Origin of the sequence: Kingella sp. SNUBH-2017 (assembly GCF_028680565.1) — a bacterium.
Taxonomy (GTDB): domain Bacteria; phylum Pseudomonadota; class Gammaproteobacteria; order Burkholderiales; family Neisseriaceae; genus Kingella_D; species Kingella_D pumchi.
Genome location: NZ_JAPHVK010000002.1, coordinates 182581 through 198374, shown reverse-complemented (window position 1 = coordinate 198374; position 15794 = coordinate 182581). Strand labels below are relative to the sequence as shown.

Annotated in this window: 16 protein-coding genes; 5 read left to right on the top strand and 11 right to left on the bottom strand. The window is 61.0% G+C overall.

The annotated features are described in order from the left end of the window. Nucleotides 1-90: 90 nt before the first annotated feature. The 5 genes from OP500_RS03250 to rpsU form a co-directional block, all read right to left on the bottom strand. Nucleotides 91-1506, bottom strand: a complete 1416-nt coding sequence (locus OP500_RS03250) for an amino acid permease (protein ID WP_238747512.1) — start codon at nucleotides 1504-1506, stop codon at nucleotides 91-93. A gap of 387 nt (nucleotides 1507-1893) precedes the next feature. Beyond that, nucleotides 1894-2334, bottom strand: a complete 441-nt coding sequence (locus OP500_RS03245; RefSeq protein WP_238746957.1) for a DUF7832 domain-containing protein — start codon at nucleotides 2332-2334, stop codon at nucleotides 1894-1896. A gap of 121 nt (nucleotides 2335-2455) precedes the next feature. Then, on the bottom strand, nucleotides 2456-4408 hold the full coding sequence (gene mutL, locus OP500_RS03240; RefSeq protein WP_238746959.1) for a DNA mismatch repair endonuclease MutL: 1953 nt from the start codon (nucleotides 4406-4408) through the stop codon (nucleotides 2456-2458). A gap of 103 nt (nucleotides 4409-4511) precedes the next feature. After that, the gene (locus tag OP500_RS03235) at nucleotides 4512-4958 is read right to left on the bottom strand and encodes a GatB/YqeY domain-containing protein (RefSeq protein WP_274070168.1); all 447 of its coding nucleotides are present in this window, start codon (nucleotides 4956-4958) and stop codon (nucleotides 4512-4514) included. Nucleotides 4959-5097: 139 nt separating this feature from the next. Beyond that, the gene (rpsU, locus tag OP500_RS03230; protein WP_238746968.1) at nucleotides 5098-5310 is read right to left on the bottom strand and encodes a 30S ribosomal protein S21; all 213 of its coding nucleotides are present in this window, start codon (nucleotides 5308-5310) and stop codon (nucleotides 5098-5100) included. 327 nt (nucleotides 5311-5637) lie between these two features. Between rpsU and OP500_RS03225 the strand changes: the two genes are divergently transcribed. The 4 genes from OP500_RS03225 (at nucleotide 5638) to hpnE (ending at nucleotide 8792) form a co-directional block, all read left to right on the top strand. After that, nucleotides 5638-5826 (top strand): zinc-finger domain-containing protein, encoded by a 189-nt coding sequence (locus OP500_RS03225; protein ID WP_274070167.1) that lies wholly within the window; start codon nucleotides 5638-5640, stop codon nucleotides 5824-5826. Between the two features lie 33 nt (nucleotides 5827-5859). Next, nucleotides 5860-6531: an epoxyqueuosine reductase QueH gene (locus OP500_RS03220; RefSeq protein WP_238746977.1), complete on the top strand. Its 672-nt coding sequence runs from the start codon at nucleotides 5860-5862 to the stop codon at nucleotides 6529-6531. A gap of 93 nt (nucleotides 6532-6624) precedes the next feature. Then, entirely contained in the window at nucleotides 6625-7476 is an 852-nt protein-coding gene (gene hpnD / locus OP500_RS03215; protein WP_238746981.1) for a presqualene diphosphate synthase HpnD, read from the top strand. Further along, a complete protein-coding gene (gene hpnE, locus OP500_RS03210; protein ID WP_274070166.1) occupies nucleotides 7473-8792 on the top strand; it encodes a hydroxysqualene dehydroxylase HpnE in 1320 nt (439 codons plus the stop codon). The genes hpnD and hpnE overlap by 4 nt, the downstream gene beginning before the upstream one ends. Before the next feature lie 64 nt (nucleotides 8793-8856). On the opposite strand, the gene OP500_RS03205 is transcribed toward hpnE, so the two are convergent. Continuing rightward, the gene (locus tag OP500_RS03205; RefSeq protein ID WP_274070165.1) at nucleotides 8857-9282 is read right to left on the bottom strand and encodes an HIT family protein; all 426 of its coding nucleotides are present in this window, start codon (nucleotides 9280-9282) and stop codon (nucleotides 8857-8859) included. Between the two features lie 275 nt (nucleotides 9283-9557). Between OP500_RS03205 and OP500_RS03200 the strand changes: the two genes are divergently transcribed. Further along, nucleotides 9558-10283 (top strand): SDR family oxidoreductase, encoded by a 726-nt coding sequence (locus OP500_RS03200; protein ID WP_238746986.1) that lies wholly within the window; start codon nucleotides 9558-9560, stop codon nucleotides 10281-10283. A gap of 354 nt (nucleotides 10284-10637) precedes the next feature. Here the strand turns inward: OP500_RS03200 and ettA are convergent, their stop codons facing one another. The 5 genes from ettA to OP500_RS03175 form a co-directional block, all read right to left on the bottom strand. After that, nucleotides 10638-12314: an energy-dependent translational throttle protein EttA gene (gene ettA, locus OP500_RS03195; protein WP_238746988.1), complete on the bottom strand. Its 1677-nt coding sequence runs from the start codon at nucleotides 12312-12314 to the stop codon at nucleotides 10638-10640. Between the two features lie 134 nt (nucleotides 12315-12448). Beyond that, nucleotides 12449-12982, bottom strand: a complete 534-nt coding sequence (locus tag OP500_RS03190; RefSeq protein ID WP_238746990.1) for a hypothetical protein — start codon at nucleotides 12980-12982, stop codon at nucleotides 12449-12451. Between the two features lie 132 nt (nucleotides 12983-13114). Continuing rightward, complete coding sequence (locus OP500_RS03185) at nucleotides 13115-13330, bottom strand: hypothetical protein (RefSeq protein ID WP_238746992.1); 216 nt, start codon at nucleotides 13328-13330, stop codon at nucleotides 13115-13117. An 82-nt stretch (nucleotides 13331-13412) separates the two neighbouring features. Further along, nucleotides 13413-13616 (bottom strand): transposase, encoded by a 204-nt coding sequence (locus tag OP500_RS03180; RefSeq protein ID WP_274070164.1) that lies wholly within the window; start codon nucleotides 13614-13616, stop codon nucleotides 13413-13415. A gap of 141 nt (nucleotides 13617-13757) precedes the next feature. Beyond that, on the bottom strand, nucleotides 13758-15644 hold the full coding sequence (locus tag OP500_RS03175; RefSeq protein WP_274070163.1) for a M48 family metalloprotease: 1887 nt from the start codon (nucleotides 15642-15644) through the stop codon (nucleotides 13758-13760). Between the last annotated feature and the right edge of the window lie 150 nt (nucleotides 15645-15794).

Sequence of the window (15794 nt, the reverse complement as noted above, 5' to 3'; positions counted from 1 at the left end):
TCGTCAGGAAAAACCCTGCCGGCTTTGGCGTCGGCACCAGCAAAAAAGCGTGCCGCAGCGGGCACGCTTTTTTGTTTTGCTGTTGTTTGATCAATCGACATTCTGGCTCAAATCCACTTCTTTGAGCGGAATCAGGCGCGTTTTGTGGCGCAGCTTGTGATAAAGGTAGAAGCCGGCAAAAATCGGCAGGCCCATATAGGTAATCAGCAGGCGTTGCCAGTTGAAATCGCCTTCGAGCACCAGCTGGGTGTCCTGGCCGATAATCACCAGCACGCACAGCGCCAGCGCCAGCAGGGGGCCGAGCGGGAACCATTTGGCGCGGTAAACCAAATCGTCCAGGCGGCGGCCTTGCGCCAGATAGGCGCGGCGGAAGCGGTAGTGGCTGGCGGCGATGCCCAGCCAGGCGATAAAGCCGGTCATGCCGGAGGCGGCGACGATGTATTCGTAGGCGCCTTCGTTGACGATTTCAATCAGAAAGACCGACAGCGCCACCACCGCAGTCGCCAGCACCGCCGCCACCGGCACGCCGGCGCGGTTGGTGCGGCCGAACAGGCGGTAGGCCAGGCCGTCGTTGCCCATAGCGTAGAGCATACGGGTGGAGGCGTACATGCCGGAATTGCCGGCCGAAAGGATGGACGTGAGGATAACGGCGTTCATAATCGCGGCGGCAAAAGCCAGGCCGGCGCGCTCGAATACCAGCGTAAACGGCGATTTGGCGATTTCCTGCACGTTTTCCGCGCCAAGCAGGGCGGGGTTGGTGTAGGGAATCAGCAGGCCGATCACCAAAATCGCCAGAATGTAGAAAATCAGAATGCGCCAGAATACCTGTTTGATCGCTTTGGGAATGCTCTCTTTGGGATTTTCCGATTCGCCGGCGGTAACGCCGATCAGCTCGGTGCCCTGAAAGGAAAAACCGGCAATCAGAAACACCCCCAGCGCGGTGAGAAAGCTGCCTGAAAAGCTCTGGCCGAGAAAGGGCGCATCGCCCACGGTAAAGTTGGCCAAGCCTACGTATTCGCCGCCCAAAATACCGAAAATGGTCAGCGTGCCGATGCCGAGAAACACCACCACGGTAACCACCTTAATCAGCGCAAACCAATACTCCGACTCGCCAAACGCCCGCACCGACAGCAGGTTTAACAGCAAAATCAGCCCGAAAAACAGCAGACTCCAGCCCCACGGCGGCATAAAGCGCATCGGCTCCCAATAAGTAATCACCAGCGCGGCGATGGAAATGTCTGCCGCCACGGTAATCACCCAGTTGAACCAGTAATTCCAGCCCAGCGCGAAACCCAGTGAAGGATCGACAAAACGCGCGGCATAAGTGGCAAACGAGCCGGAAGTGGGCAGATAGGTAGCCATTTCGCCCAAAGAAGTCATCAGAAAATACACCATCACGCCGATGGCGGCGTAGGCCAAAAGCGCACCGCCCGGGCCGGCGCTGTGAATCGCGCTGCCGCTGGCCATAAACAGGCCGGTGCCGATGCTGCCGCCGATGGCGATCATGCTCAGATGGCGGGTTTTCAAACGCCGCTGGACGCTGCGGCTTTCGCCGGAAGCAGGAGTTTGGGACACGGTGGTTCTCTTTCTCGGAAACAAAAGTCGGATGGTAAGCCGCCGCGTCATGTCGGGCGCGGCGGCAAGGTGCGCGGATTGTACGGGAAAGCGCGGCGCCGACCAATCGGCGGCCGGCGTTTTTTCGCTGCAGCCGGCAGCAAAGCAGCCTGAAAGTATGATTCGTGTAGTTTACCGGCTTTGCCCAAGTTTCAGGCTGCTTTTCGCCGGCTGTTTTTCAGGCAGCCTGAAAGCGCGCAAAGCCGTTTGGCGGACGGAAAACCAAAGTGGTTACCTGCCCTTGCGGCCGGCGGTTTTTTCAGGCTGCCGCAGGGCGGATTATTTGTCTTTCAGGCTGCCGTACCAGCGCTCGAAAGCAGCCTGAAAGCGGGGAAACAGCTTAGCGGCTTCTGCCGGCGAGCCTTCGGTGCGGTAGAAGTCCGCTTCGCTCTCCAAGCCGAGTGCGGCGAAATAGTCTTCGATAAAGCGGCCGTAGCCTTCGTCTTCGTCGGCGTAGTAAAAGGCGGTGAAGCGCCTGCCCAAGTCGTTGAAACAGGTATCGTCCAAGCCCTGCGCCAGCTGGCGTTCGACAAACTGGGCGGCGGGCGTTTCGCCGCGCTGCATTTGGGCAAAACCGGGCAGCGCGGCCGCGGCGGCGCTGTGCAGGTTTTGCGATACCGCCCAGGCGTAGTAGTGCGCCATATGGTGCAGGGCGTTGCCGTGCGGCAGCTCGGGCGGGTAGTTTTCGTCGATATGGAAAGAGATGTGGTCGTAGTGCATGGTGTGCTTTCGCTAAAACTGCGCGGCGGCAGCCTGAAAATCGGCAAGGCAGCCTGAAAACGCCAAAACGGTTTTTCAGGCTGCCTTTGGTTTGGGGCGGCAGCCTGAAAGGCTGATCCGCCTACTGCCCGCGCAGAAACAGCGCGTCCAGTTCTTTAAGCGTGAGTTTGACCCAGGTCGGGCGGCCGTGGTTGCACTGGTTGCTGCGCGGGGTGTTTTCCATGTCGCGCAAAAGCGCGTTCATTTCCGGCAGCGTCAGGCGGCGGCCGGCGCGCACCGAGCCGTGGCAGGCCATGGTCGAGAGCAGGCGGTTTTCGTATTCTTCGAGCAGGCGGCCGGATTCAAACTGCGCCATTTCGCGCAACACGCTGCGGGCGAGTGCTTCGGCATCGGCTTTGGCCAGCATCTGCGGCACGGCGCGCACGGCGATGGTGCGCTCGCCCAAGGCCGAAAGTTCGAGACCGAAGGCGCGCAGGGTGTCGCCATGCTCGGTCAGCGCCGCCATTTCCTGATGGTCGGCGGCAAAGCTCACCGGAATCAGCAGATGCTGGCTGTTCAGGCTGCCTGCCGCCTGCCGGCGGGCTTTCATTTTTTCGTAGTTCACGCGCTCGGCGGCGGCGTGCATGTCGATCAGCAGCAGGCTGTCCTGCGCTTGCGCCAGAATGTAGATGTCGAGCAGCTGGGCGATGGCAAAACCAAGCGGGTAATCCGCAGCGGCGGCATTGTCGTCCGCCGTGTTTTCAGGCTGCCTGTCGACCGGCGTTTCGGGAAAGGCGCGGTCGAGTTCGTCGTCCTGATACAGGCGGGCGTAGGTTTCGAGCGCGGCGCGGCTTTCGTTGAGCGTCAGCGCGCCCTGGCGCGGCGCACGCGGGGCAGCGGAGTAGGGCGCGGGGGCGCTGCGGCCGTAGCCTGATCCGCCGGTGGTGCCGGCCGGTAGCGGCATGGACGGGGTGGTGCCGAAAACGGCAGCCGCGTCGTCGCCATCAGCGCTTTCAGGCTGCCTGCTTTCAGTCTGTCTGCCCTGGGCGGCGGCATGGACGCTGTGCAGGATTTCGCCGGCGTTGCCCACGCTTTCGGTTTGGTCGGCGCGGGTTTGCGAGAGCGCTTTGTCGAGTGTGTGGAACACCAGCTGGTGCACCGCCTGGCTGTTGCGGAAACGCACTTCGGTTTTGCCCGGATGGATGTTGGCATCGACCAGCTCGGCGGGCAGTTCGAGAAACAGTGCGAAAGCGGGAGTGAGCTGGTGATGCAGCACGTCGCGGTAGGCTTGTTTGACCGCGTGCAGCATCACTTTGTCGCGCACATAGCGCTGGTTGACGAAGCAAAACTGTTTGTCGCTGCGGCCTTTGGAGAACGTCGGTTTGGCGATAAAGCCGTGCAGGCGGATTTCGCCGGCGCCGCTGTCCACCGCCAGCGAGGCAGCCTGAAAGTCTGCACCCAGCACCGCCGCGCAGCGCTCCGCCAGGCTTTGCGCCGGATAGCGGCAGACGGTTTTGCCGTTGTGCGCCAGCGAAAAAGCCACCTGCGGATGCGACAGCGCCAAACGGTCGAACATGGTGGCACAGTGGGCATACTCGGTGGCTTCGGATTTGAGGAATTTGCGCCGCGCCGGCGTGTTGAAAAAAAGCTCGGACACTTCGACGCTGCTGCCTTCGGGGTGGGCGGCAGAAACCACCGGACTCAAACGCCCGTCTTCGGCGCGGATCTGGCTGGCATGGCTGCTGCCGGCCTGGCGGCTGGTCAGCGTCAGCCGCGACACCGAGGCGATGCTGGCCAGCCCTTCGCCGCGAAAGCCCATGCTGGCCACCCGTTCCAGATCGCTCAGGCTGCTGATTTTGCTGGTAGCGTGGCGCGCGAGCGCCAGCGGCAGATCGTCGGGGTGGATGCCGGAGCCGTTGTCCTGCACGCGGATCAGTTTGATGCCGCCGCCGGCCAGCTCGACGCGGATGTCGTCGGCGCCGGCATCCAGGCTGTTTTCGATGATTTCCTTCAGCGCGTTGGCGGGGCGCTCCACCACTTCGCCGGCGGCGATTTGGTTGACGAGATGGTCGGGTAGGGCGGCGATGCGGGACATGGCTTTTCCGTGTTTGAAACGTCCGCGACGGGCGGATGGGGCGGCATAAGGGGTTTTCAGGCTGCCTGTGTTGCAAGGCAGCCTGAAAACGGCGGCGGGAGAATCAGGCGCTGAGCGCGGCTTTGACCGCGCGGTTCACTTCGCCCATATCGGCCTTGCCGGCCAGCCGGCTTTTGAGCAGTCCCATCACTTTGCCCATATCGGCATTGCCGGCGGCGCCGGTTTCGGCAACGGCGGCGGCAACCGCGGCTTGGATTTCTTCGGCGGAGAGCATCTGCGGCAGGTAGCGCTGCAGGATGGCGGTTTCGGCGTTTTCTTTGTCGGCCAGATCGCTGCGGCCGGCGTCGCTGTAGATTTTGGCGCTGTCTTTGCGCTGTTTGATCATTTTGCTGAGGATGGCAATGATTTTGGCGTCGTCCGCTTCGGCGCGCTCATCGACTTCAAACTGTTTGATGGCGGCGTTGGCCAGGCGGATGGTGGAGAGCGCGGCTTGGTCTTTGGCGCGCATCGCGGTTTTCATGTCTTCCTGCAGACGGGTTTTCAGATTCATGGTCTCACTCCTGATCGCTGTGGCTTTTCAGGCAGCCTGAAACTTGCCGGCAGCCTGAAAAAAGCAAAAGCACCGCAAACCGAAAAAGGTTGTGCGGTGCGGCAAACACGCGCCCCGCATCGGCGGGACGGCTCCGAAATCAATAGTATTTCGGCGGCAGCTGCTGGCTGCGCAGGCGTTTTTGCAGGCGTTTTACCGCAGCGGCTTTTTTGCGTTTGCGCTCGGTAGTCGGCTTTTCATAGGCTTCGCGGGCACGCAGCTCGGTGAGCAGGCCGGTTTTTTCGATGGCGCGTTTGAAACGGCGCATCGCAACTTCAAAGGGTTCGTTTTCTTTTACGCGGATGGTAGGCATATCAATTCCTAAATAAATTCGGTTTCGTTTGCGGCTGCCGCAAGGGGCGGGCAGCCTGAAAAAAGGTTCGGCACCGGGTTTGGGCGCTGCGGCCGGGCGGGGTGCGCCGCCTGTGATGAAACATCACCTCCTAACGGGTCGGCGCGGTCTGCACGGCAGGCGGCGCCTGAAAAACATTCGAGCCGTCATCAAGACGGCCGGCAAAAAACGGCGCGATTATCGCAGCGGCGTTAAGCTTTGTCAAATTCCGGCCAGCGATAGCTGATTAAAACGTCAAACTGCGTTAAAATGCCGCCCTTTACAACAATAAAACAACAGGACCCGACCATGGCCAAACAGCCCGAACCCGTAGTCATCACCCCGCACGATCTGCCGCTGCACTGCAACGGCCCGCAAGAGCAGGCGTGGAACGGCCATCCGCGCGTGTTTCTGCCCATCAAATCTTTTTCCGAAATCGAGTGCCCCTACTGCGGCACCGTGTATTTTCTCGACGGCGAAGCCCACGGCCACCACTAAAGCGCCGCTTCAGGCAGCCTGAAAATCCAGATTATGAACAAACCCGAAGTTACCCCGATTGACCGCCCCGTGCTGGTTCCGCCCGGCGGCCACAAAAAAGTGCTGCTGCATTCGTGCTGCGCCCCGTGCAGCGGCGAAGTGATGGAAGCCATGCTCGCCAGCGGCATCGACTACACCATTTATTTCTACAATCCCAACATCCACCCGCTCAAAGAATACGAGCTGCGCAAAAACGAAAACATCGCCTTTGCCGAAAAACACGGCGTGCCCTTTATCGACGCCGATTACGACGTGGACAACTGGTTCGAGCGCGCCAAAGGCATGGAATACGAACCCGAGCGCGGCATCCGCTGCACCATGTGTTTCGACATGCGTTTCGAGCGCACCGCCCTGTATGCCTACGAACACGGTTTTCCGGTGATTACCAGCTCGCTGGGCATCTCGCGCTGGAAAAACATGAACCAGATCAACGACTGCGGCATCCGCGCCGCCGCCAAATACCCCGGCATCGTCTATTGGGACTACAACTGGCGCAAAGGCGGCGGCAGCGCCCGCATGATTGAAATCAGCAAGCGTGAACACTTCTACCAGCAGGAATACTGCGGCTGCGCCTATTCGCTGCGCGATTCCAACGCCCACCGCCGCAGCCAGGGGCGCGAGCCGATCAAAATCGGCGTCAAATACTACGGCGACGAAGATTCCTGATTCCGCCGCCGCCGTCGCCGCCCACTCGATCGCCTACCGCCCGCAGGTCGCGCTTGCGGGCGGTTGTTACCGTTTTTTTCACCGGATTTGCCCATGCAGCCCATCGAATACTGCCGCGAAAAAGCCCGCAACAGCGGCTCGAGCTTTCTCGACGGCTTCCGTTTTCTCAGCCCCGAGCGCCGTGACGCCATGACCGTGCTCTACGCCTTCTGCCGCGAAGTGGACGACGTTGCCGACGACTGCTCCGACCCCGCCGTCGCCCGCACCACGCTGGCCTGGTGGCGCCAGGATCTGGCCAAAGCCTTTCAGGCTGCTTCAGCGCCCGAGCATCCGGTGAATCAGGCCTTGCAGGAAATAGTCGGCCGCTACGCGCTGCCGCAGCAGGAATTGGAAGAAATCATCAACGGCATGGAAATGGATCTGCACCACGACCGCTACCCCACCTTCGCCGATCTGCAGTATTACTGCCACCGCGTCGCCGGCGTGGTCGGGCGGCTGATTGCGCGGATTTTGGGCTTTACCAACCCGCAAACCCTGCAATACGCCGAGCAGACCGGCCTGGCGCTGCAGTTGACCAATATCATCCGCGATGTCGGCGAAGACGCCCGACTCGGCCGCATCTACCTGCCGCAGGAAGATTTGAAGCGCTTTAAAGTGGGCGAAAACGATATTTTCGATGCCCAAGCCACACCCGAATTTGCCGAGCTGATGCATTTTCAGGCTGCCCGCGCCCAAGAGCAGTACCGCAGCGCGCTGGCTCTGCTGCCCGCCGAAGATGCCCGCAGCCAGAAGGCCGGGCTGGTGATGGCCGGGCTCTACTATGCCCTGCTGCAGGAAATCATCCGCGACGGCGTAGAAAACGTGCTGAAATACAAAATCCGCATTCCCAAGCCGCGCAAAATGCGGCTGGCGCTGAAATACTGGCTGTTCGGGTTCAAACCGTGAGCAGCCGGCGCAAAGTGGCGGTAATCGGTGCCGGTTGGGCGGGTTTGGCCGCCGCCGCCGCGCTGGCGCCGCATACCGAAGTTACCCTGTTTGAAGCAGGCCGCGAAGCCGGCGGACGCGCGCGCAAAGTCGCCGCCGATGCCGGCTTTTCCTTTCTTGACAACGGCCAGCACCTGTTAATCGGCGCCTACCGCAGCGTGTTCAGGCTGCTCGAATCGGCCGGCGTGCGCCGCGACAACGCTTTTTTGCACCTGCCGATGCAGTGGTATCTGCACGACGGCCTGCGCTTTTCCATCAAACACGGCCGCTTTCTCGGCATCCGCGCCAAAAGCCTGCCCGCGCCGCTCAATCTCGCCTGCGCCCTGCTCGGCGCCGAAAACGCCCCGTTTGCCGCGCGGCTCTCGCTGCTCAACAAACTGGACGCACTGCAAAAACACGCCCGCCGCACCGCGCCCGACCAAAGCATTGCCGACTGGCTGGCGGCGCGGCGCGTGCCGCAGGCGCAGATCGAGCAGTTCTGGCAGCCCTTGGTATGGGGCGCGCTCAACACGCCGCTGGCCGAAGGCAGCCTGAAAACTTTGACCAACGTGCTGGCCGACGGCGTATGGGCAGACGCCGCGCACAGCGATTACTACCTGCCCAAAACCGATTTGGGTGCCCTGTTTGCCGAGCCGCTGATCGAACGCATCTGCGCGCAGGGCGGCCGCTACCGCCCAAGCTGCCGCGTCGGCCGCATCGTCTGCGAAGCGGGCGGCGTGCGCGTCAACGGCGAAGATTACGATGCCGCCGTCGCTGCCGTCGCCCCCTACCATTTGGGCGCATTGCTGCCTGAAAGCGCCGCCGATGCTTTTCAGGCTGCCTTGTCGGCGCTGCGCTACCACGCCATCACCACCGTTTACCTGCGTTACCCGCAAGCGCTGCCGCTGCCCGCCGCCATGACCGGCTTTGCCCGCGGCACCGCCCAATGGCTGATCGATCGCAGCCGCCTGAACGGGCAGCCTGAAACCGCCGCCGTAATCAGCCTGTCCGAACAGCACGGCAGCCTGTCTACCGACGAATGGATCAGCCGCGTGCACGCCGACATCCTGCGCGTCTGCCCCACCGCCCCCGCTCCCGTCGTCGCCCGCGCCATCACCGAAAAACGCGCCACCGCCGCCCGCCCGATCGGCGTCGCGCCTCCCGATCAAAGCAGCCTGAACGCACAGCGCATCTTTCTGGCCGGCGACTGGCTGCACCCGCGCTACCCCGCCACCCTCGAAGCCGCCGTGCAAAGCGGCGAAGCGGCGGCGCAGGCGCTGTTGGCACGCTGGCAGTAAGCAAAAGGCAGCCTGAAAAATTTTCAGGCTGCCTTTTGGTCAGATGAATTCGATAAATCCCGATTCACGCCGGCACATTTTCGCCGTGGCCGCGGGCGCGCAGGGCGGCGCGGATTTTTTCGGCGGCAGCATCCAAATCTTCGGGGCGCGGGTTTTTATCGGCGTTTTTAGGGTCGAACTGCGCCATGCTGTCGGCGGGGAAAAGATGGATGTGGGTGTGCGGCACGTCGAAACCGGCGATCATCAGGCCGACACGGCTGCGCTCGGAAACTTCGTCCAGCGCGGCGGCGATGGTGTGGGCGACGGCAAACAGATGCGCGGCGGTGGCCGGCGGCAGATCGTGCCAGCGGTCGGTTTCCTGCCGCGGCACCACCAGCAGATGCCCCTCGGATACCGGCATAATGTCCATAAACGCCACACATTCGCTGTCGCGCCAAACCAAGCGCGCGGGGATTTCGCCCGCAATGATTTTGCTGAAAATACTGGCCATAAACTGCTCCTTTGCTTGCTCGGTTGCTTGAAAATACGGGAAAAGCGCATTCTAGGACAAAAGCGCGGCCAAAAAAAGCGGCGGCAGACAAAGACGGATTAGGTAGCCTGAAAACCATGCCGGCGCGCTTTTGGGGCTGCCGCCGCCCCAAAAGCGCGGCAAAAACGCTACAATCTGGCTCCTGCCGCCTGCGTTTGCCGGTTCGAGCCGCGAAGCAGGCAGCCTGAAAAAACCGCGCATCTGCGCTTTTGCCGTCTCCCAGTAAAGGAAAAACCATGAGCCAATCCGCACTGCAAGACAAAACCATCCTGATTACCGGCGCCTCGCAAGGTTTGGGCGAACAGGTGGCCGCCGCCTATACCGCTGCCGGCGCCACCGTGATTCTGATGGCGCGCAGCCAGAAAAAGCTGGAAAAGGTTTACGACAGCATCGCCCAGTCAGGCGGCGCCGAGCCCTTTGCCGTCTGCTTTGATCTGATGGCGGCCGAAGAGAGCGAATACGAGCGCCTGGCCCACACCATCGCCGAAGCCACCGGCGGCCGGCTCGACGGCATCGTACACTGCGCCAGCTATTTCTATGCCCTGTCGCCCCTGGAATTTCAAACCGTTGCCGAATGGGTGAACCAGTACCGCATCAATACCGTCGCGCCGATGGCGCTCACCCGCGCGATGCTGCCGATGCTCAAAGAATCGCCCGACGCTTCGGTGATTTTCGTCGGCGAAAGCCACGGCGAAACCCCGCAGGCCTACTGGGGCGGCTTCGGCGCCTCCAAAGCCGCGCTCAACTACCTGTGCCGCGTCGCCGCCGACGAATGGGAACGCTTCGACAATCTGCGCGCCAACGTCTTGGTGCCCGGCAGCATCAACTCGCCGCAGCGCATCAAAACCCACCCCGGCGAAGCGGCCAGCGAGCGCAAAGACATGGCCGACATCATGCCCGCTTTCGTGTACTGGGCCAGCCGCGAGAGCAGGGGGCGCAGCGGCGAGATTGTGTATTTGTGAAACAGCCGGACAACAATAAGGCAGCCTGAAAACCGGGAAATGATTTTCAGGCTGCTTTTTTGCTCGGTGTCAGCGCGGTTTTGCTGTTTTCAGGCTGCCTAGTGAAACGGGGGTTGTGAAGTCAAAAGCGCAAATGCCGTCATTTCTACGCAGGCGGGAGTCTTGGCGAAATCCGAGCAACAGATTATTTTTTCCGGCATGGCTAAATGTGCAACCAAGATTCCCGCCTGCGCGGGAATGACGGAGATAGAGGGGCTGCTAAGTTTAAAGGCAGCCTGAAAACGCTTTTTTAAATGCCGTTTTAGCTTCGCTGAAACTAGCTACGCTCGTTTTCAGGCTGCCTTTTTCACTTCATCACCGCGTTACAGGCTTATACCGAATCCGTTTCGGCTTCGCGCCCTCTTCACCCAAGCGGCGTTTCTTATCGGCTTCATATTCCTGATAGTTGCCGTCGAAGAACACCCATTTCGAATCGCCTTCGCAAGCCAAGATATGCGTGGCGATGCGGTCGAGGAACCAGCGGTCGTGCGAAATCACCATCACGCTGCCGGCAAATTCCAACAATGCGTCTTCCAGCGCGCGCAGGGTTTCTACGTCGAGGTCGTTGGACGGCTCGTCCAGCAGCAACACATTGCCGCCGCTCAACAAGGTTTTTGCCAAGTGCAACCTGCCGCGTTCGCCGCCGGAGAGCTGCCCCGCGATTTTGCTTTGGTCACTGCCTTTGAAATTGAAACGCCCCAAATATTGGCGGGCGGGAATTTCAAACTGACCGACCTGCAAAATGTCGCGGCCTTCGGCAATGTTGTCGAACACGGTTTTGTCGTTTTGCAGGCCGTCGCGGCTTTGGTCGATGAGCGACATTTTGACGGTTTGGCCAATTTTCACTTCGCCGAAATCGGGCTGCTCTTTGCCCGAAATCATTTTGAACAGCGTCGATTTACCCGCGCCGTTCGGACCGATGATGCCGACAATCGCGCCCGCAGGCACTTTGAAGCTCAAATCGTCAATCAGCACTTTGTCGCCAAACGATTTGGAAACATTCACAAATTCAATCACTTCGTTACCCAAACGCTCGGCGACGGGAATGAAGATTTCCTGCGTCTCATTGCGTTTTTGGTATTCGTAGTTGCTCATTTCTTCGAAACGCGCCAAACGCGCTTTGGACTTGGCTTGGCGGCCTTTGGCATTCTGACGTACCCATTCCAATTCCTGCTTCATCGCCTTCACGCGCGCAGCTTCGGATTTGGCCTCGTTTTCCAAGCGTTTTTCTTTTTGCTCCAGCCACGATGAGTAGTTGCCTTTCCACGGGATGCCGTGGCCGCGGTCAAGCTCCAAAATCCATTCGGCGGCGTTGTCCAAGAAGTAGCGGTCATGCGTTACCGCAACAACTGTGCCGGGGAAGCGCACGAGAAATTGTTCCAGCCATTCCACCGATTCGGCGTCCAAGTGGTTGGTCGGCTCGTCCAACAGCAGCATATCGGGCTTGGAAAGCAAGAGTTTGCATAGGGCGACGCGGCGTTTTTCGCCACCCGAGAGCACGCCGATTTTGGTGTCCCAATCGGGCAGGCGCAGCGCGTCGGCGGCGATTTCCAGCTCGTGTTCCGCGCCGCCGCCGGTGGATGAACCCGCCGCGATAATCGCTTCCAAGCGGCCTTGTTCTTCTGCCAGCGCGTCAAAATCGGCATCGGGGTTGGCGTATTCGGCGTAAACCTCTTCCAAGCGCTTTTGCGCGGCGGCCACTTCGCCCAAGCCGCTTTCCACTTCTTCGCGCACGGTTTTTTCGGGGTCAAGCTCCGGCTCTTGCGGCAGATAGCCGATTTTGATGCCGCCCATCGGCACGGCTTCGCCTTCAAATTCTTTGTCCACGCCCGCCATAATCCGCAAAACGGTGGACTTGCCCGCGCCGTTCAGCCCTAAGAGACCGATTTTCGCGCCCGGAAAGAACGACAGGGAAATGTCTTTGATGATGGTTTTCTGCGGCGGCACGACTTTGCTCACGCGCAGCATGGAATAGACGTATTGTTGGCTCATAAAAGCTCCTTGGGTGGGTATTGGAGGAAACAGGCAGCCTGAAAACGAGCGTAGCGAGTTTCAGCGAAGCTAAAACAGTATTTAAAAAAGCGTTTTCAGGCTGCTTTTGGCTGATGCAGCCTGAAACGGCTGCGTTAAAGGTAATCGTATGGCGACATCAGAAAGGTTAGTCTTTTCAGCGGGCAGTGATTGCAAATGGCTTGGATAACGGCACGCATTCCGCCGCGAACCATCTCGGCCAGCGGGATTTCGATTTTCTTTTCCCGTCGCCAAAAGTATTTGGGTGACGGTTTTGGGTCTTGCTTCAAAATGTAAAACAAAAAATAGCCTGTTCTACCCTTGCCCCTAACGGTGCGGACATAAAAATTGTCGATATCCTGCCAGGCAACAAAGGTTTTGCGCCAAGAAAACAGGGTATGGTAGCGGATGCCGTCTTTGCCGATTTCTATCCAGTCGGGTGTCAGCACGCCGCGCAGCCATAAAAAGGCACTCCAGACTGTGATGATGAAGCTCGCGGAAAAAAACCAGCCCAGCGGTGAGAGCAGCATCCACCAACTGTCCGTAACAAGCCATACGGTGCCCGGGATACCGATCCAAGCAGATAACAAGACAAGGATTAAATAATAGGATGTGATGCGCCAAAAACTGATTTTGAGTGTGGTGTTCATGGTTTTATCCGAGATTCAGGCAGCCTGAAAACGAGCGTAGCGGGTTTCAATGAAGCTCAAACGGCATTTGAAAAAGCGTTTTCAGGCTGCCTTGGCTTTTGCCGTTCAGGCAGCCTGAAAGCCGCCGAAGCGTCAAAATCCGCCGATTTTGCCGCGCAGCGATTGGATCAGATGCTCTTTCATAAACTCGTCGGCTTCGCGGCGCACCGCTTCTGCGCGCGCCAGCTCGTTGAGATCGGCCTGGTTGCTTTGGGTAGATTGTTCGATAAACACTTCGCGGGGCGCTTTGAGCGGCGAGCTACCGTCGGGCAGCACCAGAGTAAATTTCGCTTTCTTTGCTTCAGTCATGATCTGTTGTCCTTTTCGGATTCGGAATAGAGTTGGGGACCGGGCAGGCAGCCTGCGACCGCAGGAAGTCCCCTCGGGAAAATCAGCCGCGCGCCATCAGCAGCACAAAGCCCAGCCCAAACAGTATCGCCAGCAGCACGCCGATGGTGGCGATTAGGGTGGTGCGGCTGGCGGCGCGGACTTTTTCCAACTGGGTTTGCGCTTCGACCAGACGGGTCTGCTCGCGCAGCAGCTCGATTTCGGCAGCGCGCTCGTTGCTGGTGTGGGTGGTTTTTTCGTTATCCATCATGCTCTCCCGTTGATATCGGCATCGAACTTTGCGGCGGACGGCTGCCGAAAACCGTTTGCCGGCAGGCTGCAGGCTTTCAGGCTGCCTGCATGCCGCATTTTAACCGATTTGCCGCCGCGCCCGGGCGCTCTGCCTGAATCAGGCGCGGCCGCCGACGTTCCAGGCGGCGCAGTTCAGGCGCACGCACAGCAGGCGCCACAGCAGCGGGTTGGCGGTGCTTAAGCGTGCGGCCTGCGGGCGCAGCAGATTGTTGCGGGCGGACTCGTTCATCGGTGCGGCGGCGGCAAGTGCGGCTTCCAGCGCCGCATCGTCGAGTGTTTGCGGCGCCAGCAGTTCCGTATCTTGGTACTCGCTGCGTCGGCCGAACTCGGGCGCGGGGGCGAGATAGGCGGCCAGCAGTTTCCACAGCAGCAGACGCGGGGCGACGGAGGCGGCGTTTTGCCCACGGGAACTTACTTCGGCTGCAGGCTGCCTGCTTGGCGGATTTTGCGGATTTTCCGGTGCCGAAAGGTTTTCAGGCTGCTTTTCGTTTGCTGTTTCCACGGCGGCGCGGCAGGCGGCAAGCACCGCGTCGCGGGCGGCTTCGTCCTGCATCAGAAAGGCCGGCAGCAGGGTTTCGAGCACGGCGGGCGCGGGCGGCGGGCATTGCGTGGCCATCGCCGGCAGCAGGCGCCACACATTGGCGGCAATGGCGCTGTTTTCACTGTTGCCGCCGTTTTCAGGCTGCCTGAAACAGCTGAACAGCGCCAGCAGCGCGGCGGATGCGTATTCTTCGTCATCGGCGGCGTTCTGCCACAGCGGCGTGAGCGCGGCTTCGGCGGCGGCGTCCGGCCGGTGGCGGCGGATGCGCGCCTGCATGGCGTGGTAGCGGCTGCGGTATTCCTGCTCGCGGTTTTCGCGTTCGGCGGCGTAGCGTTGGGCAAGGGCGGCGGGGCTGTCGGCAAAGAAAATACCGTCGCCGTCATGGCCGGGCTGCTGCTGCCAGTCGTCGGGCAGGCTGCGGGCATAGGCGGGGTCGATGCGGCGGATGCGCTCGATAAGCGGCGGGTGGGTGGCTGCCAGCCGCGCTTTCAGGCTGCCTGCGCCATCGTGCAGGCGGCAGAACATCATATGGGCGTAGGCATCGGTGTGCGGCGGCGCCTTGTGCGGCAGGCTCTGGCTGCCTATCAGCCGCAGCAGTTCGAGCATCGGCTCTTTCTGGCGGGTCAGGCGCACCGCTTCGGCGTCGGCAAGAAACTCGCGCTGGCGCAGCACGGCGGCCTGTATCCAGCGGGCGCACAGGCTGCCGACCGCGCCGAGCGCCAGCAGCAGTGCGCCAATCAGGCTGGTGGGCAGCAGCGGCAGCACGATTTCAAGCAAGCCGTCGAAAGGGTGGTTATCGACGTTTTTGCTGCGGCGGTAGTCGGCATCGCCGTCCTGCCCTTCGGCAAGATAGCGGCCGCTGCCGGCGATGCTCTGCAGGCCGTAGAGCCAGCCGCTGAGATATTGGTTCAGGCGCATGTCGCCGTGGCGGATGTGGCTGAACTCGTGGGCGAGCAGCGCCTGCATCTGGTCGCGCGTAAGCTGCTCGAGTGCGCCGCGGGTCACGCCGATGGCGGCATTGCCGCGTTCGGTGCCGGCGGCAAAGGCGTTGATGGCGGTATTGCCGTCGATCAGATAAACGGCAGGGGCGGGCAGCATCGCGGCGGCGGCGGTTTCTTCGCACAGATTGAGCAGGCGGCGCTCGAGAAAGTCGGCTTCGCGCCGCGTCAGCCGCCGGCCGCCGAGTTCGGCCGCCACTTCGCCGCCGCCGCGGCGCAGCCGTTTGATGCGGTGCAGGCTGAGCGACACCACCAGCGCCGCGGTGCCGAGCGCGAACGGCAGATAATAGGCGGCCGGCCTGCCGGCAAAACCGTAAGCCCACACCAACAGCGTGCCCAGCACCAGCGACACCGAAGCGGAAGTGGCCAGCAGCGCGGCAATATACAGCAGCACCAGCCACGCGCTGCGGCGGCGGGCGAGACGGCGGTGGCGGAAAAAGTCCATAGCGGGCTCCTGTGGCGCTGGGGGGGTGGGGTTTCAGGCTGCTTTGGGGTTTCAGTTGTAGGGTGCGCCCCGCGCACCATTATGCTGTTGCCGGTGGTTTTCGGTGCGCGGTGCGCACCCTACGGCACCTGAATCAAAGTAAAGCGTGCG